Source organism: Actinomadura sp. ATCC 39365 (genome assembly GCF_054392275.1).
The window spans coordinates 9,739,252-9,759,756 of the sequence record NZ_CP184335.1 but is presented as its reverse complement, the minus strand read 5'-3'; the positions used below and the strand labels follow the sequence as shown (position 1 = coordinate 9,759,756).

Genomic DNA, 20,505 nt, shown 5'->3' with positions numbered 1-20,505 from the left:
TGGTGGGGTTGAGCTCTCCTCTGAGCGGTGGCATGAGCGTGGGGTTGAGCCATCTTCCGAGCTGTGGGGCGATCGTGGGGTTGTGCCTTCCGTTGAGTCGGGGGGCGACGGGGGTGAGCCTTCGGCCGAGCTGCGGGGTGAGCCTCGGCCTGAATCGGGGGCCAGGCGTTCGGCGGGGCCTCAGGCGATGTCGCAGCCCGAGTACCAGGCAGAGCGACAGGATGGGCCGGCGAAGAGCGTGCCCCGAGCCGAGCGACGGGCGGGGCGCCGAAGTCGGTCGTGCATCGAGCCCCAGGCCGCCACAGAGGCGCCCCCACACATCCCTCGGCGGCTCACAGGCAGCCCTGCCCCCATGCCCCCGACCTTCCAGGCGTTCCGCGACGCCATCACCTCGGCTCAGCCCTCCACCACCATCGACCTCAGCAAGCCCGGCCTGCGCGTGCTCGTCGCCGTCGGTGCTCTGGCCGTCGCGGTCGCCGCCTTCTTCGTCTGGCGTTCCCAGCCCACCCCCGAGCTCCTCCCGCCGCCACCCGCGACAACCCCTCCATCCCCGTCACCCACCGCCGCCAAGGTGACCGTCCAGGTGGCGGGCAAGGTCCGCAACCCCGGCGTCTACCTGCTCCCGCAGGGCTCCCGCGTGACGGACGCGGTGACGGCGGCAGGCGGGCTCAAACACGGCGCCTCCACGGGCCCCCTCAACCTGGCCAGACGCCTGATCGACGGAGAGCAGATCATCGTGGGCGCCCCCTCCGCGGTCGTGGCCGCCGTACCTCCCGGATATCCCGGCGCCGACCCCGCCACAGCCATCCTCGACCTCAACGCCGCCACCCCCGACCAACTCGAAGAGCTCCCGGGAGTGGGAGAGGTGCTGGCCGCCAGGATCGCCGAGTTCCGCACTGCCCACGGCGGCTTCACCAGCGTGGACCAACTTCGCGAGGTGAGCGGCATCGGCCCGAGAAAGTACGAAGAGATCAAGCCGAAGGTCCGCGTCTGACATGCCGCCCCTCGCCGACCCCTCGCACCCCGGCCCCGCTGCAACCTCCGTGCGTCCCGCCGCCACCGCCCCTCTGCGTCCCGCCGCCACCGGCCCTCTGCGTCCCGCCGCCGCAGACGACGGCGAGCACAAGCGCTCCTGGACACTCGTCCTCCCGGCGCTGTCCGCCTGGGCCGGCGCCCTGATCATGCTCGGCCAATCGCCCATCGTGGGCATGACGACAGCCGCTGTCACCGCCCTGGCCGCCGGCGTCCTGGCCTGGCACACCCGCTCGCCGTTCGCCCGCTCGTCCCTCATCTGTTCGCTGATCAGCAGGTTCCTGCCTGCGGCGTTCGGGTCTGTCCTGTCCGCCTCTCCACTGCTTCTGCCGTTCAGGCGCCACCGGTCGCCACGTCCGTCGTCCTCTCCCTCGGGACGGGTCCCCTCCGGTCGGACTTCGCCCTTCTGGGGTGCCTGGCGGAACGTCGTGCTCGCCACGCTCATCTGCGCGGCGGCGGCCTCCGCGTCTGTCGCCTTCCGAGTCCAGGCACTGACCACCGGCCCGGTGGCCGAGCTCGCCGCCAGGAACGCGACCGTGACCGCCCAGATCGTCCTGTCCGACGACCCGAAGCGCAGGTCACGCAGAAGCGGCCACTTCAACCGGGACAGCTACGTGATCCCGGCCACCCTCAAGATCATCGAGTCCGCTGCGGGGCGGAGAGGTAGATCCACTACCGGTCAACCGGAGGGGAACCGTCCCGGCCTCCTCGGAGGCAGCGACGGAGGTGTGACGCAGGCATCCCCATCACCGGAACGCCAAGCCGTAAATGTCCCCATCACGGTGTTCGTCGGCGGCAACGCCTGGAGCACCCTGCTGCCGAGCCAACGCCTGCAGGTCACCGGCCGCCTGGCGCAACCAACGCCCGGCGACCTGGTGGCGGCCACCCTCCTGGTACGAGGCGAGCCCCGCATCCTGACACCACCTTCGTCCATACAGACCATGGCGGGCACCCTCAGAACCGGCCTCCGGACAGCCGCCGACCCCCTACCGCCCGACCAGCGCGGCCTCCTGCCCGGCCTGGTCGTCGGGGACGTCTCCCGCATCGACCCTCAGGTGGCGGCCGACCTCAAAGAAGCGGGCCTGAGCCACCTGAACGCCGTAAGCGGTGCAAACCTCGCCATCGTCGCAGGTGCCGCCCTGGCGCTCTCCCGCCTGGTCGGCCTCTCCCTGCCGCTGAGAGCCGTTTTCGCGGCTGTCGCGATGCTTGCGTTCACCGTGGTGGCCAGGCCGTCCCCGAGCGTTCTGCGTGCCCTGCTGATGGGCCTGGCCGCCGCCCTCGCCCTGGGTACCGGGCGGGCCAAGGACGGCCTCGCCGCCCTCTCGGCAACCGTCCTCCTGCTGGTGCTGTTCGCACCGGAACTGGCGCGTTCGTACGGCTTCGCCCTCTCGGTCGCGGCGACCGCCGGCATCCTCCTCCTCGCTCCACGCTGGCGCGACAAACTCTCCATGCCACCACCGACGGAGACCTGCGACCGTGACGCCACCACAAGGCCCACGGCGACAGGTCGGAAAGCGGAGAAGGGAAGAGGGCGCGGCAGCGCACAGGGGAGTGCGGCGAGTGCATCCGAAGAGGCCGGTGCCGGTGACTGCCACGCGACTTCGCCCCCGAAGATGCGTCCGCTGGTCGAGGGCATGCCGTCGCAAGGATGTGCCGCTTGCCGAGGTGGCTGGCGGAGGCGCTGGCCGTGTCGGCTGCCGCGCAAGCGGCCGTGACGCCCGTCCTGGTGCTGATGTCAGGTCAGTTGACGTTCGTGGCGGTGCCCGCCAACCTGCTCGTGGCCCCCGCCGTGGCTCCCGCGACCCTGCTCGGTTTCGCCGCCGCCCTGGTGGCCCCGATCTGGCCGGACGCCGCCGGCATGCTGGTCATCCCGGCCGGATACGCGGTGGGCTGGATCGTCACCGTGGCTCACTGGGCCGTGAACGTGCCTCTGGCCACCCTGCCCTGGCCGGGCGGCCTTCCTGGTCTGGGGCTCCTCGCCCTCGCCGTGGCCGTCGCGATCCCGGTGCTCAGGCACCACCGTTGGCGGACGATGGCGCTGCTGACGGCAGGAGCCGCTCTGGTCGCCGTGCTGGTGATCCGTCCGCTGGCGGGGGCTTGGCCGCCCAAGGGCTGGTTGATGGTGATGTGCGACGTGGGGCAGGGCGACGGCCTGGTGGTGGCGGCCGGACCTGGACGAGGCGTGGTCGTGGACACCGGCCCGGACCCGGTCGTCATGGATCGATGCCTGCGCAGGCTCGGAGTCGAGGAGGTTCCCCTGCTCGTCCTGACCCATCCGCACGCTGACCACGTGGACGGCCTTCCGGGCGTGCTCAGGAACCGTCGCGTGGGAGCCGTGATCGTCAGCCCTCGGCCGACGGCGGTGCAGTCCAGCGCGCGGATCTCGGCCGTACTGGCTCGACACCGGATTCCTGAAGGGAACGCGGAACCTGGAACGCGATGGCGGTTCGGCCCGTCCGAGCTGACTGTCGTCGCCCCCGACCCCACGTCAGGCGGCAGGAGCGGCCAGGGCGAAGGCAGCGTGATCAACAATTCCAGCGTCGTCATCCACGTACGCTGGCGCGCCGGTTCCGTCCTGCTCGCCGGAGACCTCGAGACCGAGGCGCAGGACGATCTCGCGCGCCACCTCACCCTGCGTGCCGACATCCTCAAGACCCCGCACCACGGCTCGAATCGCCAGTCCCCGGCCTTCCTCGGCTCGCTGGGTGCACGGGCCGCTCTGATCAGCGTGGGCGCCGGCAACGACTACGGCCACCCGGCCACATCGACCCTCGCCCTCCTCCACCGCCTCGGCGCCGCCATCTACCGCACCGATCGATCGGGTGACCTGGCAGTTGTCGAACACGAAGGCAACCTGGCCGTGGTCCCCCGTGGTCCGTGAGCGGTCCGACGCCGGACGAGCGGGACCCGGGCCCACCGGGGCGCAAGGAAGCGGGGACTGGGGGCCGGTGGGTGGGTTCATCGTCCTGGCGCCCAACATGGGCGTCAGGGCAGCCGGGTGGCGGGCTTCAACGTCTACACGCCGTGAGCCACGTCCACTCCCCAGGCCCTCTCCAGGGGGAGTCTGGGCCTGTACGGAGTCCGGGTCTCCGGCCAGGCGGGGGAGCCTGGGGGCGGTAAGGGCGCCGCGCAGGTGCGGGCCGCTCGGTCGGCTGTCGGGCGTCCTGTCGAACCGAAAGGCCAGCCCCGGAGCTCCTTCGGCTGGTTGATGCGGCGTTCCTGCCGGGGAGGTTGGCTCGTCAACGGGCGTAAGGGCCACCGTCCAGCGACCCGTCCAGCGACCCGCCCCGCGGCCCCGTCCAGCGGCCCCGTCCAGCGGCCCCGTCCAGCGGCCCCGTCCAGCGGCCCCGTCCAGCGGCCCCGTCCAGCGACCCGTCCAGCGGCCCCGTCCAACGGCCCCGCCCGCGACCCGGCCCGCACCCGTTTCGCCACCTCTCGGCAGTGTTGTGCTGCTTGTGGAGCTCGGGATCGCGGGTGACCGTCGGCCGCCGCAGAGAAGTGTGCTTCCTGCGGTGGTCCTTTCCGGAAGGCCATGCCCCCTGAAGGCCGAGGTCGACGGCGACGGCCGGTCGGGGCGTGGAGTCGTTCGATGGCGTCCGGGTGGGGTCGAGGTGTTCGGTCAGGGCGTCGCGGGTCAGCCTGCCGGGCCGGAAGTCGGGGGTCAGATTCGCTTGGCGTCGTTCATGGGCGGCATGCTACTGTCCCTATATCATTCAGCTTCTGAACGATTTTAGGTGAGAACAGTGATTGACCACCGCACCGTGCAGAACGTCTTCGCCGACCTGCAGGACAGCATCGTGGCCCTGAGCGGTACGAACAGTCCCGAGGCCATCAGGCGGTCGGCCGGGGTGCTCGGCACGGTCGCGCAGGCGCTGGAAATCCCCTTCACCGTGTCGGTCGCCCCCAGACCCGGTGGGCCCGGCGTCATCGCCGAACTTCCCGACTCGTCCCCCTTCGTGCGCGGGGGACCATGCTGCTGGGACGACCGGGCATGGCGCGAAGTGATCGCCGCCGAGGACCGCAAAACGCTGGCCGTCTGCGGCGTGACCTCGGAGATCGTCGTCCTGCACACCGCGCTCGACGCCCTGGCCGACGGCTATGACGTGATCGTGCTGGTTGACGCGAGCGGTGGCATGTCGGAGCGCACCGAGAACGCGGCCTTCCGCCAGATCGAAGCGGCGGGTGGCACGGTGACGTCGGTGGCGAGCTTCGTCACCAGCATGGTGCGCGACTTCACCACCCCCGTCGGCCGCGACGTCATCACCGCGCTGCACGGCCTGCGGGGCTAGCGATCATCGCCGCGGCCCCGCCCTCAGGCCCGTCTCCCGTCCAGAACTCCGGAAGAAGTTCCATGAAACTCGCGCCCCATCTGTACCGCCTCGGCAACGACCTCGTGGCCTGCTACCTCGTCGACACCGCCGAAGGCATCACGCTCATCGACGCCGGACTGCCCGGCCACTGGCGGGATCTGCAGCGTGAACTCCGCTTCCTCGGCAAGTTCGTCGAAGACATCCGCGGACTCGTCCTGACTCATGGCGACTCCGACCACATCGGCTTCGCCGAACGGCTGCGAAGCGAGCACGGGGTGCCGGTGTTCGTGCATGCCGCCGACGCCGTCCGGGCCCGTACCGGAGAGAAGCCCAAGGTCGCGGTCGGGCCCGTGCGTCTCGGTCCGGCGTTCGGCTTCCTCGGGTACTCCGTCCGCAAGAACGGCCTGCGCACCCGCTACGTCGGCGAGCTCACCGAGATCGGCGACGGCGACGTCCTGGACCTGCCCGGCAGCCCGGTGATCGTGGGCATGCCGGGACACTCGCCGGGAAGCGTGGCGGTGCACGTCCCGCTCGCGGACGCCGTCTTCGTCGGGGACGCCCTGACCACCCGGCACGTCCTCACCGGACGCGAAGGCCCCCAGCCGGCGCCCTTCACCGACAATCCCGACGAAGCGCTCGGCTCTCTCGACCGGATCGCCCGGCTGCCGGCGTCCTGGGTGCTCCCCGGCCACGGCGCCCCCTGGCGCACGTCACCGGCCCGAGTGGGGGAGGAGGTCCGGGCGGCGTCGGCCGGTACCCGCGGATGAGCCCGGCGCCCACGTCCCTCGAGACCGGCGGCGGTACCGGCCGAGACGGTGACCGATGCCGTGTGACCCGGCGAGCGGGCGGTGAACGCGGGCGGGTCGCGTTCAGGCAGTCTCGTCGGTGATCGCGACGGCGTCTACTTCGAACAGCGTGTTGGGCAGGGCGAGGAGTATCTGAGTGGGTGGCAGGTTTCCCCGGATGTTTGAGAAGGATTTCCAGCGTGTCCTCCGGCGGCGGTATCGGTCGAGAGGGTGATCGATGCCGTGTGGCTCGGCGGGCGGGCGGTGAACGCTGGTGGATCGCGTTCAGGCGGTCTTGTCGATGATCGCGATGGCGTCCACTTCGAACAGCGTGTCGGGCAGGGCGAGGAGCGTCTGAGTGGGTGGCAGGTTTCCCCGGATGTTTGAGAAGGATCTCCAGCTTGTCCCGGTCGTGGTTGACGATGTAGGTGCGGAGCTGCACGACGTGGCCGCGGCCGGCTCACTGCCCTGGTTCGCGGACGTCTGCCTGACCTGATCGGAGATGACGTGGTCACCGCGGTCGGAGGCGTACTGTCCGGCGACGAAGACGGCCTCTCCGCAGGTGCGGGCGATGTGGCTGCAGCCGTGTCCGACCGGGTTGCGCAGAGTCTCGGGGTTATGAGGGTGTGTGACCCCTTTCCGACGTCAGAGCGCAACCCGTCGTGCTACTTCGCGATCGCCTCGCGGACCGACGGCACGATCTCCTGGGCCCAGCGGGCCAGCGTGGTGAGGTCGGTGGCGCCGTGGCCGGAGGAGAAGAGGATGAAGCCAGAGGCGTCGTGCTCCAGCACCGCTTCGGTCAGCTCCTCGACCCACTGCCCGACGGAGCCGCCGATCCAGCGCCCGTCGTGGTCGCGGGTGGCGGCCAGCGGACGGTCGGTGATGCGGCCAGGGAAGTTGTAGATCGTACGGATGTCGCGCGGGTCGCGGCCCACCGCGGCCGCCGCCTCGTCGATGACGGGCCGCGAGGTGCGATACCGCTCGCTGCGCCAGTCGGCGGCGTGGCCGGGGATCCAGCCGTCGGCCACCCTGCCCGTGGCGGCCAGGGATTTGGGCCCGTTCGACCCGGTCCACACCGGGGGCGCGGCCACGGGGGCGGGCTCGATCTGGCGCACCCGGTAGTGGTGTCCCTCGTGGGTGACCGGCGCACCGCCGCCCGACAGCTTCCGGATCAGGACGATCGCCTCCTCGAAGGCGTCCACGGCGTCGCCGGGGGTCTGCCGGGGCACGCCCATGTCGGTGATGCGGTCCCACAGGCCGCCCGCGCCCATGCCGAGCACGACGCGGCCGTTCGACAGCGCCGACAACGACGTCACCGTCCTGGCCAGCATGGGGGCGGGCCTGGTCGGCAGGTTGGTGACATTGGCCAGACCGGCGATGTGCCGCGTACCGCCCAGAAGGAAACCGATCGTGGCGTAGGCGTCAAGCCGCTCGCCGAGGTAGGGATGGTCGGACAGCGAGAAGAGATCAAGCCCGTCCCGGTCGGCCTGCTGGACCATGCGCAGCAGCTCGGGCAGGTCCTCGAAACCGGAATGCGCGCCAAAACCGAACACCACGTCAGATGCGGACACAGTATTGCCTTTCATGTAAGGAGGGGTCACCAGGCGTACGCTTCTGGTGCGGGCTTGGGGCCGTTGGGGCCGGGTGGTGGGAACAACTCGTCCAGTCTGGCCAGGGTGCTTCCGTCGAGGGTGATCGCGGCAGCGCGGAGCGAGCCGTCGAGCTGCCCGGCCGTACGGGGCCCGATGATCGGCGCGGTCACGCCGTCCTGGGCGAGCAGCCAGGCCAGCCCGACGTTCGCCGGCTCCTCGCCGAGGTCGGCGCAGAGCCGCTCGTACGCCTCGATCGTCTCCTGGTGCCGGGCGAGGACGGCGGCCGACCGGCCCGTGGCTCCGCGGGAGGCGCCGCCCTGCTCCCGCTTGCGCAGGACACCGCCGAGGACGCCGCCGTTCAGCGGCGACCACGGGATCAGGCCCAGCCCGTAGTGCCGCGCCGCGGGCAGCACCTCCAGCTCCGCCCAGCGGTTCATCAGGTTGTAGATGGACTGCTCGGCGACCAGCCCGAGCGCGTGTCGCGCCCGTGCCGCCTCCTGGGCCTGCGCCAGGTGCCAGCCGGCGAAGTTGGACGAGCCGAAGTAGAGCACCTTGCCCTGTTGCCGCAGGACGCTGAAGGCCTCCCAGATCTCCTCCCACGGCGTGTTCCTGTCGATGTGGTGCATCTGGTACAGGTCGATGTGGTCGGTGCCCAGCCGCCTGAGCGAGGCGTCGCACGCGCGTCTGATGTGCAGCGCGGACAGGCGGCTCTCGTTGGGCCACCGCCCGGTCGGGAGGTAGAGCTTGGTGGCCAGGACGGTCCTGTCGCGCCTGCCGTCCCCTTGGGCGAACCAGCGGCCGATGATCTGCTCGGTGCGGCCGTCGGCATAGACGTCGGCGGTGTCGAAGAAGTTGACGCCGTGCTCGTGTGCGCGATCCATGATCGCGTGGCTGTCTGGTTCGGACGTCTCCGTCCCGAAGTTCATCGTGCCCAGGGCCAGCCGGGACACCGACAGGCCGCTTCGGCCGAGCTGGACGTGATTCATCTCGGACCGCCTGAGGCCGGACCTTTTGCGCATCGCGGCCTCGGAGGCTGACGCCTGGTGGACGCCAGGCCCACGGCTGTACGACTCGTCATCATGACTCCAACAGAATTCAGTTCGCCTTCCGAACTATAATCGTTCGTAACACGAACTGCAACCGGCCTCGGTCGCCCCTTCGGCGGGTGCGGCGTCGAGTACCAGGTTGTCGGTGCCGCATGGCATGCTGCCTGACATGGCGGGAACCGATCCAGCACTTGTCACCCTGGTCCTCGGCGACGAGGAGCTGCTTGCCGAGCGGGCGGTGGGTGTTGTCGTCGCGGCGGCGCGGGCCGGCGATCCGGGGGCCGAGGTGCATGATCTCGTCGGCGGAAAGGTGGCCACCGGCGAGCTGACCCAGCTGACCTCGCCCTCGCTCTTCGGCGATCGTTCGGTGGTCGTCATCCGCTCGGCGCAGGACCTGCCGAAGGACGTCATCACCGAGGTGGTGTCCTACGCGAAGCAGCCGTCGGACGACACGGTTCTCGTGCTGGCGCACCCGGGTGGGGTGAAGGGGAAGGCGCTGGTCGACGGGGTGAAGAAGGCCGGGGCCAAGGTGGTGACGATCAACAAGGTCACCAAGGCCGGTGAGCGGCTGGAGTTCATCAAGGCGGAGATCAAGCGGGCCGGGCGGAACATCGCGGGGGATGCGGCCCAGGCGTTGCTCGACGCGGTGGGCAACGATCTGCGCGAGCTGGCGGCGGCGTGCAGCCAGCTCGCGTTCGACACCGAGGACAAGACGATCGGCGCGGCGGCGGTGGCGCGCTATCACAAGGGGCGGGCCGAGGTCACCGGCTTCAACGTGGCCGACTCGGCGATCGAGGGGCGCCTGGCCGAGGCTCTGGAGCAGCTGCGCTGGGCTCTGGGCACCGGTGTGGCCCCTGTGCTGCTGGTGAGTGCGCTGGCCGGTGGGCTGAGGTCGCTGGCCAAGGTGGGGAGTGCGCCCCGCAACCTGCGCGGGGGGCAGCTCGCCGCCCATGTGGGGATGCCGCCCTGGAAGGTCGACCGGGTCAAGCGTCAGCTGAACGGCTGGGGGCCGGAGGGGCTGTCCCGGGCGATCCAGGCGGTGGCCACCGCGGACGAGCAGGTCAAGGGCGGCGGGGCGGACGCGGCGTACGCCCTGGAGCATGCCGTGCAGGTGATCGTCGCCAGCCGTACGGGCCGGTAGCGAACACCCGCGCGGCACCTGGGAGGCCAGGTCCTGTGGCGCCCCGGTGATGCTTCTCAGGGGTGGCGTAGGGGGCGGAAGAACGTGGTGATGTCGGTCGCCAGCTGGGCCGGTTCTTCCAGGGGCATGAAGTGGCCGCCTCGGGCGGGGGTGTTCCAGTGGCGCAGGTCGGTCAGGGCGCGTTCGGCGAAGCTGCGGGGAAGGTTCGCCACGGAGGGTTCGTGGCTGAGGGTGACGGCGGACGGCACGGTGATGGGCGGTCGCGGCGGGTTGCGTGGCCAGTCGTAGTACGACTTGAACGAGGTGCCGATCGAGCCGGTGGCCCAGTAGAGGGTCAGCATGGTGAGCAGGGTGTCGCGGTCGAACCGGGATTCCAGGTCACCGTGGCAGTCGCTCCAGTCGCGCAGCTTGTCCACGATCCACGCGGCCAGGCCGGCCGGTGAGTCGAGCAGGGCGGCGGCGATCGTGTCGGGACGGGTGAGCATGATCTCGCTGTAGCCGCCGTCGCGCTGGTCGTAGGCCGCCTCGGCGTCCAGGAAGGCCTGTTCGTCCGGGGTCAGCGGCGGGACGTCCAGGGACGCGGGGGCGGGCGGGTGGATGAGGTGGATCCCGGTCACCTGGTCCGGATAGAGGGCGCCGAGCCAGCCGACGGCCGCGCCGCCGATGTCGCCGCCGAAGGCCCCGTAACGTTCGTGGCCCAGGACCTCGGTCACGAGCAGATGCAGCATGCGGGCCATCGCGGCTCGGGTGAGGGGCTCGTCCGGCAGGTCGGAGTAGAGGAAGCCGGGCATCGACGGGATCACGACGTCGAAGGAGTCGTCGGGGTCGCCGCCGTACCGGGCGGGGTCGGCCAGGCGTGCCGCCAGGGGAAGCATCTCCAGGAAGCTGCTCGGCCAGCCGTGGCAGAGCAGGACGGGCAGCGGGGCGCGGCCGGTGCCGGGGACCCGGATGAAGTGGAGGTCTCGTCCCTGGACGGGGGCCTTGTAGTGGTCCAGCTCGTTCAGGCGGGCTTCCTGGGCGCGGAAGTCGAACCCGTCGGCCCAGTACGTCACGAGTTCCCGCAGGTAGGCCGGGTCGGTTCCGCCCTCCCAGGGGCGGTGGTCCAGCGAGCGGGCGAACCTGGCGTTGCGGAGACGGGTGCGCAGGTCGTCGAGGACGTCGTCGGGAACCTCTATGCGGAACGGCGTCACGGCCATGTGGTCTCCGAGGTCGGAAGTGTCATCCCAGCATGGGTATCACCGGACGCTCGCCGGTCTCAATGCAATTGATTGGGATTCGTCTCCACGTAGAGCATCAGCTGTTTGAGCAGGTTGTCCAGGGTGTCCTGGTCGTCGGGGGAGAGGGTGTTCACCATGGCCGTCTCCAGCACGGCCAGGACGGCCATGGCGTCCGTCCAGAGGTCGTGACCCTTGGGCGTGAGCTCGACGTCCACGCGACGGCGGTCTTCGGTGCTGCGGACGCGGCGTACCAGACCTGCCTTCTCCAGCGTGTCGAGGCGGCCGGTCATGCCGGCGGGGGAGAGCAGCAGCTCGGCGGCCAGCTCGGTGGGGGTGGCGGTGCCGTTGTGAGCGGCGAGCCGGTGGAGCGTCTGGAACTCGAAGTCCTGGACGCCGGTCTGGGCCAGCGCGGCCGCCTTGGCGTGGCCGAGGTGTTTCACCAGCGCCTGCATGCGGGTCACGATGCCCTCCACCCGCTCGTCGAAGGGCGCCTTGCCGCGCCAGCGGGCCAGATGACGATCGACGGAATCCTCCACGACACAGGATCATACGCCAACAAGTAATTTGTTGACGAAACATTCGCTGACGAAATACCTTCTGGGGCATGTCGTTTTCGTTGTTCGCCGGGCCCAGGAACCGGCTGCTGGCCGGACGCTGCATGTCCGCACTGGCCACGGCCATGATCCCGACCACGCTGACCCTGGCCGTGCTGCGCGCCACGGGGTCGGGGGAGGCGCTGGGGCTGGTGCTGGCCTGCGAGATGGTGCCGTTGTTGTTGCTGCTGCCGGTCGGTGGCGTGCTGGCCGACCGCGTCAGGCCCGGACGGGTCGTGCTGCTCGCCGACCTCACGCGATGCCTGGCGCAGGGGCTCATGGCGGTCGAGCTGCTGGCCGGGGTGAATCGGGTTCCCGACCTCGCCGTGTTGTCGGCGGTCTCGGGGGCGGCGATCGCGTTCGGGAGTCCTGCCGTGCCGCGGCTGGTGGTGGCGGTGGTGCCGGGGCCGGACAGGTTGCGGGTGAACGCCCGGATCGGGGTGGTGACCAGCCTGTCGGCGGTCCTGGGGCCGGCGCTCGCGGGGACGCTCACGCTGGCCGCCGGGCCCGGGTGGGCCGCGGGGGTCACGGCGATGTTGTTCGCGTGCTCGGCGCTGACTCTCGGCGGGGTCGTCGGCGGGGTCGTCGGTGGGGTCGGCGGTGCGGATGGCGGGTCCGTGGGCGGGGCGGAGGTCGTGGGGGAGCGGAAGGCGGTCTCCGGCGGGGAGGCCGGGCGGCGGCGGTGGGGGGTCGGGTTCGGGCGGGAGCTGGCCGAGGGGTTCGGGGAGGTCAAGGGACGGCCGTGGTTCCTGGCCTGTGTGCTGGCGCACGGCGTGTGGCACTTCATGGCCGGGTTGTTCCTCACCCTGGGCCCGGTGGCGGCCGTGCAGCGGTTGGGGGGCGAGGCCGGTTGGATGATCATCGTGCAGAGCGGCACGGTCGGGCTGCTGGCGGGGGTGCTGGTCGCGCCGCGCTTGCCGGTGCGCAGGCCGCTGGTGGTCGTTCAGGTGGGGGCCGCGCTCTATCTGCTGCCGATGGTGGCGTTGCCGGTGGCGGTGGGGTTCGGGCTGTCGGCCGTGGTGGTCGCGGTGGCGTACTTCGTGGCCATGGTGGGGCTCGGGGTGCTCAGCCCGTTGTGGGAGACGGTGGTGGCCGAGGAGATCCCGGAGGGGGCGTTGGGGCGGGTGCGGTCGTTCGACCAGCTCATCTCGTTCGCGGCGCGGCCGGTGGGGCTGGCGGTCGCCGCGCCGCTGGCGGCCGTGACCGGGATGGGGGTGCTGATGGTCACCGGAGGGGTGGTGGTCGCCGTCGCCAACCTCGCCGCCGTGGCGCGCTCGCCCAGGCCCGCGCCCCCGCCGCCCGCCGCTGACCGGGATCAGGTGGCGGCCCGGCGCCGCGACTGAGCGACCGGGCGGACCACCGGCGCGGATGGGGGAGGGGAGGGTCAGGTGAGGGCGGGTTCGCGGACGATGCCGTCGCTGATCTCCAGCACCCGGTCCGCCAGCGTGATCAGGCTGGGGTCGTGCGTGGCGACGAGCGCCGTCACGCCCTCGCTGCGCACCAGCGCCCGCAACAGCTCCATGATCTGCCGCCCGGTCTGCGAGTCGAGCTGTCCCGTCGGCTCGTCGGCCACCAGCAGCCTGGGCCGGTTGGCCAGAGACCGGGCGATCGCCACCCGCTGCCGCTGCCCGCCCGACAGCTCGTACGGCCGCTGGTTCATGTGCTGCCCCAGCCCCACCAGCGCCAGCAGCAGCCGGACCCGCTCCTCCCGCTCGGCGGACGGCACGCGGGCCAGCCGCATCGGCACCCCCACGTTCTCGGCCGCCGACAGCACCGGGATCAGCCCGAACGACTGGAACACGAAGCCCACCACGTCCCGGCGCAGCTCCAGCAGGGCGTCCTCGGACATGGACGTGACCTCGCGCCCGTCCACGACGACCCGCCCGGCGTCGGGGCGGTCCAGGCCGCCGATCTGGTTGAGCAGCGTGGTCTTGCCCGACCCCGAGCGTCCGCGGACCGCCACCAGCTCGCCGGGGAACACCTCGAAGGACACCTCGCGCAGCGCGACGACCTCCTTGGGCCCGCTCCGGTAGACCTTGCGGACCCCCTCCACCACGACCAGGGGCTCATTGCTCATGGGAGGGCTCCTCTCGGGCGGGCCAGACGCCGATGTGGTCGGATTCGAGTTCGAGGCGCACCCGGCGTTCCATGTCCAGGGCGTTCATGAAGTCGCGGGGGAGCTGCAGGCGGCCCACGCGGTCCAGCACGGCGTACTCCTCGGCGACGATCTGCCCCTCGGCGCCCTCGCGCCGCAGCGTCTCGCTGCTGGTACGTCCGTCGCGGATGCCCACGGTGCGGTCCACCTGCTCCGACACCAGCGGGTCGTGGGTCACGATGACCACGGTCACGCCGAGCTCCCGGTTCGCCTTGCGCAGGGAGTCGAAGACCTGCTCGGACGTCTCGCTGTCGAGCTCGCCGGTGGGCTCGTCGGCCAGGATGAGCTGCGGCTCGTTGGCCAGGGCGACGGCGATGGCGACCCGCTGCTGCTCGCCGCCCGACATCTCGGGCGTGCGGCGGTCGGCGCAGTAGCCGACGCCGAGGAGCTCCAGCAGCTCGCCGGCGCGGGCGCGGCGCGCCCGGCCGCCGCCGGCCAGCTTCATGGGCAGCTCGACGTTCTCCCTGGCGGTCAGGTACGGCAGCAGGTTGCGCGCGGTCTGCTGCCAGATGAAGCCCACCACGGAACGCCGGTAGCGCAGCCGGTCCTTGGCCGTCATCGCCAGCAGGTCGGTGCCCGCGACCCTGGCCACCCCGGCGGTCGGCACGTCGAGCCCCGACAGCACGTTGAGCAGCGTGGACTTGCCCGACCCGGACGCGCCGACGATGGCCACCAGCTCGCCCTTGTCGATCACCAGGTCGAGGCCCTGCAGGGCGACGACCTCGACGCCCTCGGTCTTGTAGATGCGCACCAGGTTGTCGCAGACGATGTGCGCGTCGGCGCCGAACGCGGTCTTCTCCCGCGTGGCCTTGGCTTCCAGCTCTGACAGGGTCGGGTTCATGTGAGGTCCCCCACTCGAAGGACGGCGCCGAGGCTGCGACGGCGGCTGATGGCGGTGTGCGTGTACGCGCCGAGCACGGCCACGACGGCCAGCCCGGCCGCCAGCGCGGTCGGCGTGAACAGGTCTAGGGAGTAGTCGCCGACGGGCAGGTCGCCGGCGTAGGAGGACAGGTCGACGCCCGGCCCGAGCGCCGTGGGCAGCCCGAGGCCGAGCAGCAGGCCGGCCAGGGCGGTCAGCAGGATCATCGGCATGATCTCCAGGACGGTGAGCCGCTGCGCCTGCCGGTCCGACAGCCCCAGCGTGCGCAGGAACGACAGCGCCCTGGCCCGGTCGGCCGCCCCGATCACCAGCGAGAGGATGACGGCGACCAGCGCGTACGCGGCCAGCGCCACCGTGACCACGACCAGCGTGGTCCGCACGGTGCTGGTCAGCGGGTCGTCCTGGATGGCGGCCAGGGACAGCGCCTGGGACTCCACGGTGCTGAGCGGGACCAGCGGGCGCAGCTCGTCGAGCGCGGGGTTGCCGCGGATGAGCAGGGTGTTCACGGCGGGCCGCACGAGCGAGTCCATCGGCAGGATCATGAACTTGCCCTGGTTGTAGAAGCCGGGCACGGAGGTGATCACACCGCCCTCGGGGACCTTGAGCCGCGACTGCCAGCCGATCTCGTACGTCCCCCGCCCCTTCAGGTCGGGCGAGACGAAGGCGCCGCTCCCGGTGGGCACGCCGATCGGCGCTCCCGCCAGCAGCCCCCGCCACTCGGGCAGGTTCACGGCGATGGCCTCGGCGCGCTCGGCGCCGTACCCGACCTGGACCCGGCCGGTCTGCGCGAGTACGACCTGCTCGACGCCGGCGACTTTGCGCACCCGCTCGATCGCGTCGGCCGGGATCTCGACCCGGGACGTGATCTTGACCGGCGCGCCCACCTGCTGCCAGGACGCCAGCCGCTGCGTGCTCACCAGCCCGTCGGAGATCACCGCGGCGAACACCGACACGCCGAGCGCGGGCAGCAGGATCAGCACCGGCAGCACGGACGCGGAGCGCGCCCTCGCCGCCCTGGTCAACCCCAGGAACGGCACGGCCCCGGGCCGTCGCGCGGCCAGCCGGACGAGCAGCCGCAGCGGGTACGGGTAGCAGCGCAGGATGATCACCGCCGCGGCGAGCGTCAGCGCGATCGGCACCACCAGCAGGAACGGGTCGAACCCGGCCGAGGCCGCCAGCCCGCGGGTGCGCAGCAGGTACGCCCCGGCCAGCGCGAGCACCACCACCAGCACCTCCAGCGTGAGCCGGCGGGCGGACGGGCGGGCGGTGCTGACGTCCGCACGCTGCTCGTGCAGCGGCACGCGGTGCGTGACCGCCAGCCCCGCGGCGGTGTACCCGACGGCGGCCAGCATCACCAGCAGCGGCCCGACGTGCACGATCGGCAGCACGGGCCCGGGGACGAACCAGGACAGCCCGTACCCGGCGAGCCCGGCGGGCACGACGGCGAGCGCGGTCAGCGCCGCGCCGGTGCCCGCCACCTGCCCCAGCGACCCGCCACGCGCCCGCGTCAGCGCCAGCGTGTGGTCGAGCCGGCCGGAGAGCAGCTGCACGGCCAGCACGATCACGCCGACCGCGACCAGCAGCAGCCCGCCGAGCATCAGGTACATCACGGTCTGCGCGGTGGACTGGGCGGCCAGGAAGTCCGTCAGCAGCTTGGACAGCGCGGTCAGCACCCGGTACGGGCTGTACGAGCCCGACGCCTGCAACCCGATCACCCGCTCGAACTCGCTGACGGCCGCCTGGAGGTCGGTCGTGGCCAGCGCGTCGGCCTTGTCCGGGGCGATGGGGAGCACCCAGTTGTAGGACAGGTTGCGCCCGTCGCCGCTGAGCGCGGTCAGCCCGTCGTCGGACATGATCGTCGTGATGTGCTTCTCGAACTCCATCTTGCCCGGCGGCAACATCCTGGTGACGGTCAGGATGTCGCTGTTGTGGCTCCAGTAACGGTCGTCGGCCTTCTTGGCCCTGAACGCGCCGACCAGCTTCACCGCCACGTAGTGGCTCTCGCCGAGCACCTTGACCTGGCCGATCTTCAGGTCCATCGCGGTCAGCGCGGACTCGACCAGGCCCACCTCGATGAGCGGGATCGTCTCGCCCTCGAAGCGCATGGTCGAGGGCTTGCCCGGCGCCTGCCCCTGCACCCAGTCCACCCGCCGGTCGGCGTCGGACAGCCAGCCGAGGTTCATGAACATGGTGCCGCCCGAGCCGTTGATCGGGGTGACCACGGTCTTGGCGCTCATGTGGCTGTCGCCCGTGCCGGCGGGCACCACCAGCGACCGCAGCGCCGGGGGCACGAGCTGGCGCCAGCGCCGGTCCCTGGACTCGAACTGGTCGCGTTCGTGCAGGTCCTCTTCCTTCGACATCGACGCGACCGTCACGGTCAGGTCGGCCTGCTCGGCGGGCGCGGTCCTGAGCGCCTCGCGCAGCGCCTGGTCGAACGACGACTGCATCGCCCTGGGCAGCCCCGCGACGAGCAGGCAGGCGCTCAGCGTCAGCACGAAGAGCACGGCCACCGCGCCCAGGTGCGTGCGGGCCAGCAGCGGGATCCTCACTGTTCCTCCCGAATGCCGAGACCCTGCCTGCGCAGGTTGCGCGCCAGTCCGGCGACGATGGCGAGCAGCACGGCGGCCACCCCGGCGAGCATGGCGCCCGTGGCGCCCCACGGGATGTCGAGCACCACGCCGGGGGTGACCGCCGACGCCTGCCCGGTCAGCACGATGTGCGGCACCACGAGCATGCCCACGACCACGGCGAGCCCGGTCCCGGCCGCCAGTGACAGCGCGATCACGAACGTCTGCTCGATCGCCAGCATCCCGAACATCTGCCGGGAGTTCACGCCGAGCGCCCGCAGGATCGCGAACTCGTTCATCCGCTCGCGGGCCGCGACCGCCGCGTTGACCAGGAAGCCGAGCGCCGCGAACACCAGCGCCGCGAGGAAGCCCAGCATCAGCGCGCCCTGGAGGCCGCTGGCCAGCGGGTCGTCCTGCATCTTGGCGGCCAGGGCGCGCTGGTCGATCGCGGTGACGTCCCATGCGGGGCGGCTGGTGAGCGCGGCCGCCGCCCGGCCGTCCGGGGTGGCGAGCCACCACTCGGTGGCGGGCCTGGGCAGTTGTCCCGCCGCCAGATCCTGCGCCTGCATCGTCCCCCAGTCGGCCAGTACGGCGTGTTGCCCGGCGGTCGTCGTCGGCATCGTCTCCACGACGGCCACGACCTTGACGTCCATCACCCTGCGGTCGATGCTGGCCCGTCCCACCTGGCCGACGCCCAGCTTGAGCGACTCCGCCAGGCCGGCGGTGAGCACCACGGGCAGCGGTCCCCGGACGGGCGGCGCCCCGAAGGCGGCCGTCGCGGGCTGCCGTCCGGTCGCCTTCACCGACACGGCGGGCGCGGTCACCGGCCGCCCGTCGGCGCTGATCCCGGTCACCGTCAGGCTGCCGCTGCCGGAGCGCGGCGCGCTCGCCACCAGCCCGCGCAGCGACAGCGGGTACGTGATCCTCCCGCTCCGCCCCGCCAGCGCCGCGAGGTCCACGTCGACGGTGTTCTCGCCCGCCTTCAGCACGCCCAGCGACACATCGCGCCACACCCCGAGCGCGTCGGACAGGACCAGCCGCACCGGCAGGTCGTCGTCGGCCGTGGCGCGCAGGGTGAGCGCGGCCGGCTGTCCCGGCAGGTCCAGCTTGCCGGCCTGCGGGCCGGTCAGCGCCCGGGAGATCTCGGCGATGGGCCGGTCGGCCAGGTCGGGGCGGAGCTGGAACAGTGTGCCGAGCTTGGCCGCGTCGATCCCGACGAGGATGGCGTTCTCGCTGCTGACCTCGGTCTGGCCGCGGAAGACGGGCGAGGCGGCGGTCACGCCGGGCAGGGCGGTGAACGCCGTGCCGCGGCCCAGCGGGCCGAGCTCCGGGGCGTCCGGCGGGCCGGACAGGCGCAGGTCGGCCCCGGCCTGGTGGCGGGCCTGGTCGAGCTGGGAGGCGCGCCAGGTGGCGGCGGTGGCCATGGACACGATGCCGATGGCGATGGCCATGGTGAGCAGCAGCGCGGGGCCGGCGTACTTGAGCGGGCGCCTGCTGACCTGCCACGCGCCGAGCGCCGGGGCGAGGGACGGGCGCCTGGAGGTGATCCGCTCGGCCACCGCGGAGATGCGCGGGACCAGCCGCAGGCCGAGCATGCCGCCGGTGAGCAGGGCCAGCGCGGGACCGGAGATGATCAGCGGGTCGATGCCGAGCCCGCCGCCCGCGGTCGTGGTGACCGGCGCGCCGTAGTGCTGGAGCTGCCAGATCGCGAGGCCGGCCACCACCAGCAGGGCCACGTCGGCGCCCGCGCGCTCGATCAGCCCGCGCCCGCCGCCGCGCCCGCGCGCCGACTGCTCCTCCACGTACGTGCGCCGCGCGCCCGCCAGCGCGGGCAGCACCAGCAGCACCGCCGAGGCCAGGGCCACGGCCACCGACACCAGGAACGTGCCCAGGCCGACCGAGGGGTCGAGCCGCACGCCGGACGCCCTGATCCAGGGAATCCGGCTCACCAGCCCGAGCAGCGGCGGCCCGAGCAGCGGCGCGACGACCGCGCACGGGACCGCGACCAGCATCGCCTCGCCCCCGGCCAGCGCGGCCAGCCGCATCGTGCCCGCGCCGCGCGAGCGCAGCAGCGCCACCTCCATGCGCCGGTGGTCGGCCAGCAGCCGCGCGGTGAGCATCAGCGCGTACGCCGCCAGCAGCAGCAGCTGCAGCACCGGGATCAGCATGGTCGAACGGGCCACCAGCGAGGCGGTGTCGAGCTGGGTGAGCATCTCGGGCAGGCGGCTGGTGGTCACGCATCTCGGGCAGTCGCCGGCCTTCAGGTGCGTGCCCACCTCGCCGACCGCCACGGCCAGCGGGCGCAGCTGGGCCGGCGTCAGCGAGCGCAGGTCGGGCTCGGCGGTCCAGGTGGCGTTCACGTTGGTGGCGAAGCGGGCGATGAACGTCTCGCGCGAGACCATCAGCGGCCCGTACGTGGTGAAGTCGCCGCGTTCGACGCCTCTGCTGAGCAGCTGCTCCCCGGTCCAGCGCTCGCCGAAGGGGTCGTCCAGCTGGAACACGCCGGTGATGCGCACCTGGACGGGCTCCGGCGACAACCGCCCCACGGTGGTCAGCTCCTGGCCGACCTTGAACCCGGCCGCCGAGGCCGCCGACAGCGAGACCGCCGCCTCCACCCGGCCGTCGGCGGGCCTGGGCCAGGCGCCGGAGACGAGCTTGGCGTGCTGGTCGAGGCCGTCGTAGCTGCCGAACCTGAGCAGCTCGGGCCGCTCCTGCTTCTCCTGGCCGGGCATGGCGTAGGAGTCGGAGCGGAAGCTCGTGGTGAGCGCCGGCGCCTTGGTGTAGGCCCTGGCCAGCTCGGCGCGTACCGCGCGGTCGTAGACGGGGAACGTCTTGTCGGTGACCGGCGCGCTGATCGTCGCGGACGTCTGGCGCAGGGACGCGGTCTCCATCGTCCTGCGCACACCGGCGTCGGCGATGGAGGAGGCGTACATGGTGAGCGCCACCAGCGTGGTGGTGGCCAGCAGGATCGAGCCGAACGCGGCCAGGAGGAGCAACGGCTCGCTGAACGCCCGTTTGACGACCAACGGCCCCCGCATGTGTCCCCCTTCGTCCGTTTAGTGAACCCTCACGGAGAGGGCGGACGAGAGGCAAGGTGATCTTGTTAAGGGATGCTCAGCCGATACCCGGCGGCGATGCCGATGTGATATCGAAACTGTGACAAGAAGCGCACAAAACCAAGAACGCC

General features: G+C 71.8%; 15 protein-coding genes. 7 read left to right on the top strand and 8 right to left on the bottom strand.

Annotation, left to right across the window (positions count from 1 at the left end; genetic code table 11):
• The first annotated feature begins 352 nt into the window (after positions 1–352).
• From ACNF49_RS46685 to ACNF49_RS46665, 5 genes are all read left to right on the top strand, one after another.
• A complete protein-coding gene (locus tag ACNF49_RS46685; RefSeq protein ID WP_482941740.1) occupies positions 353–994 on the top strand; it encodes a ComEA family DNA-binding protein in 642 nt (213 codons plus the stop codon).
• 466 nt (positions 995–1,460) lie between these two features.
• Positions 1,461–2,747 carry a ComEC/Rec2 family competence protein gene (locus tag ACNF49_RS46680; protein ID WP_482941739.1) on the top strand — a complete coding sequence of 429 codons (1,287 nt, stop codon included), beginning with the start codon at positions 1,461–1,463 and terminating at the stop codon, positions 2,745–2,747.
• Positions 2,690–3,913, top strand: coding sequence for a ComEC/Rec2 family competence protein (locus tag ACNF49_RS46675; RefSeq protein ID WP_482941738.1), 1,224 nt, complete (start codon positions 2,690–2,692; stop codon positions 3,911–3,913). Before ACNF49_RS46680 ends, ACNF49_RS46675 begins: the two co-directional genes overlap by 58 nt.
• A gap of 853 nt (positions 3,914–4,766) precedes the next feature.
• The gene (locus tag ACNF49_RS46670) at positions 4,767–5,321 is read left to right on the top strand and encodes an isochorismatase family protein (RefSeq protein WP_482941737.1); all 555 of its coding nucleotides are present in this window, start codon (positions 4,767–4,769) and stop codon (positions 5,319–5,321) included.
• A 62-nt stretch (positions 5,322–5,383) separates the two neighbouring features.
• A complete protein-coding gene (locus ACNF49_RS46665; protein ID WP_482941736.1) occupies positions 5,384–6,109 on the top strand; it encodes an MBL fold metallo-hydrolase in 726 nt (241 codons plus the stop codon).
• Positions 6,110–6,792: 683 nt separating this feature from the next.
• Here ACNF49_RS46665 and ACNF49_RS46660 read toward each other — a convergent pair.
• Both ACNF49_RS46660 and ACNF49_RS46655 read right to left on the bottom strand, forming a co-directional pair.
• The gene (locus ACNF49_RS46660) at positions 6,793–7,698 is read right to left on the bottom strand and encodes an LLM class flavin-dependent oxidoreductase (protein WP_482941735.1); all 906 of its coding nucleotides are present in this window, start codon (positions 7,696–7,698) and stop codon (positions 6,793–6,795) included.
• A gap of 26 nt (positions 7,699–7,724) precedes the next feature.
• Positions 7,725–8,705, bottom strand: coding sequence for an aldo/keto reductase (locus ACNF49_RS46655; RefSeq protein ID WP_482941734.1), 981 nt, complete (start codon positions 8,703–8,705; stop codon positions 7,725–7,727).
• Positions 8,706–8,934: 229 nt separating this feature from the next.
• Between ACNF49_RS46655 and holA the strand changes: the two genes are divergently transcribed.
• Positions 8,935–9,906: a DNA polymerase III subunit delta gene (gene holA / locus ACNF49_RS46650; RefSeq protein ID WP_357985250.1), complete on the top strand. Its 972-nt coding sequence runs from the start codon at positions 8,935–8,937 to the stop codon at positions 9,904–9,906.
• Positions 9,907–9,962: 56 nt separating this feature from the next.
• On the opposite strand, the gene ACNF49_RS46645 is transcribed toward holA, so the two are convergent.
• Positions 9,963–11,102 (bottom strand): epoxide hydrolase family protein, encoded by a 1,140-nt coding sequence (locus tag ACNF49_RS46645; protein ID WP_482941733.1) that lies wholly within the window; start codon positions 11,100–11,102, stop codon positions 9,963–9,965.
• A gap of 59 nt (positions 11,103–11,161) precedes the next feature.
• Complete coding sequence (locus ACNF49_RS46640; protein WP_357985256.1) at positions 11,162–11,659, bottom strand: MarR family winged helix-turn-helix transcriptional regulator; 498 nt, start codon at positions 11,657–11,659, stop codon at positions 11,162–11,164.
• A 68-nt stretch (positions 11,660–11,727) separates the two neighbouring features.
• On the opposite strand from ACNF49_RS46640, the gene ACNF49_RS46635 reads away from it, so the two are divergent.
• The gene (locus ACNF49_RS46635; RefSeq protein WP_482941732.1) at positions 11,728–13,059 is read left to right on the top strand and encodes an MFS transporter; all 1,332 of its coding nucleotides are present in this window, start codon (positions 11,728–11,730) and stop codon (positions 13,057–13,059) included.
• A gap of 41 nt (positions 13,060–13,100) precedes the next feature.
• Here ACNF49_RS46635 and ACNF49_RS46630 read toward each other — a convergent pair whose 3' ends face one another.
• Genes ACNF49_RS46630 through ACNF49_RS46615 form a run of 4 tightly spaced genes read right to left on the bottom strand, consistent with a single transcriptional unit; the run spans position 13,101 to position 20,356 of the window.
• A complete protein-coding gene (locus ACNF49_RS46630; RefSeq protein WP_357985262.1) occupies positions 13,101–13,793 on the bottom strand; it encodes an ABC transporter ATP-binding protein in 693 nt (230 codons plus the stop codon).
• Positions 13,783–14,712 (bottom strand): ABC transporter ATP-binding protein, encoded by a 930-nt coding sequence (locus tag ACNF49_RS46625; RefSeq protein ID WP_352352447.1) that lies wholly within the window; start codon positions 14,710–14,712, stop codon positions 13,783–13,785. The genes ACNF49_RS46630 and ACNF49_RS46625 overlap by 11 nt, the downstream gene beginning before the upstream one ends.
• Positions 14,709–17,300 (bottom strand): FtsX-like permease family protein, encoded by a 2,592-nt coding sequence (locus tag ACNF49_RS46620; RefSeq protein ID WP_357985265.1) that lies wholly within the window; start codon positions 17,298–17,300, stop codon positions 14,709–14,711. Before ACNF49_RS46620 ends, ACNF49_RS46625 begins: the two co-directional genes overlap by 4 nt.
• Positions 17,297–20,356 carry an ABC transporter permease gene (locus ACNF49_RS46615; protein ID WP_482941731.1) on the bottom strand — a complete coding sequence of 1,020 codons (3,060 nt, stop codon included), beginning with the start codon at positions 20,354–20,356 and terminating at the stop codon, positions 17,297–17,299. Before ACNF49_RS46615 ends, ACNF49_RS46620 begins: the two co-directional genes overlap by 4 nt.
• Between the last annotated feature and the right edge of the window lie 149 nt (positions 20,357–20,505).